The following is a 1,311-nucleotide window of genomic DNA, read 5'->3' on the forward strand; positions in this document are numbered from 1 at the left end:
TCCAGCTCATCCAGCGTCAAATCGTCGTCACCAAGATCACTCGGGGTCAGTTCCGTACCGTCTTGAGATAGGCAATGTTCAATGATTCTGAGAAGATGCGCTTTAAAGCTGTCACTGAATGTTTGTACTGTTTTTTCATGAAATTCAAGAGAATGATAGGCCAGTGACATCGTCAGTTTCCCGTTTTCGATATATCCGACAACATCCAGCGCATTCGGTTTTTCTGTTTCAGGGCTTAATGACTGTCCTGATGGCAGCTCTGATCTCGTAAACAAACCTGCATCCGACATTTCGTCAAACTGACCTAAATAGTTGAAGCTGACATCCGGCTGAATCGAGAACGCCACATCTTCTTTATGTTCCGGTGCCGTCAGATAGCGCAGAATGCCGTATCCGACTCCCTTATTCGGCACATGTCTGATATCTTCTTTCATTTGCTTCAGCTGGTAGCCCAGGTCATCCTCATGCTTCATATCGAGCACCATTGGGTACATACTTGTAAACCAGCCGACTGTGCGGGAAATGGTCAGGTCTTCTATGATTTCTTCACGTCCGTGCCCCTCTAAATGAACATTTACTCGATCCTGACCCGTCCACTCCTTCATTGCCAATCCGAATGCCGTCAGCAAAATATCATTCATTTCTGTGTGATATGCCTCATGCACCTTTGTGGTGAGCTGTTCTGTCTCTTCAGCAGTCAGCGAGAATTCAATTGTCTTTGTATGTTTCATTCGCTGATCACCAGATTCGCGGTCTTTCGGAAGCTTTGCCGCGACTGCTTGTTCTTCAAGCTGTCTCCAATACTCTTTTTCTTTCAAAAAGGCTTTGGAGTTCGCGAAGTCTTGCAATCTCTCTGCATACTCTGCAAATGAATGTGTTTTCTGCGGGAGAACCGGTTCATTGCCTTGCTCAAGCTGTGTATATACTGCGGCGAAATCCTCCAGTAGAATCCGCCACGACACGCCGTCAACCACTAAGTGATGAATAGCAAGAAGCAAGTGGTCTCCGTCTTCCGCTTGAAACAAGCCTGCTTTTAACAAGCCGCCTTCCTGCAAGTCGATGCTGCTTTGCAAACGCTCCGCTTCTCTCTCTATACGGTCTTCGTAATCTGCAGCTTGGCCCTCAATCTGGATGACCTCCAATTGAGCTGAAGCAGCTTCAAGATCTCTGTTGTATTGAATGACGTCTTCCTGTCCCTCACGATAGACCATGCGGAGCGCGTCATGATGCTCCATCAGCGCCTGCAATGTTTTCTCCACCCGTTCAGGATCAAAGCCCTTCTTGGCGTGAAGCATCACCGATTGGTTCCAG

Annotated in this window: 1 protein-coding gene; it reads right to left on the reverse strand. The window is 47.5% G+C overall.

Translation table 11 applies throughout. The features are described from left to right. Positions 1-1,311: condensation domain-containing protein (locus ACWHAR_RS21715; protein WP_452087795.1), on the reverse strand; the 1,311-nt coding region annotated here is incomplete at both ends.

This window comes from Bacillus sp. LR--39, assembly GCF_053613335.1.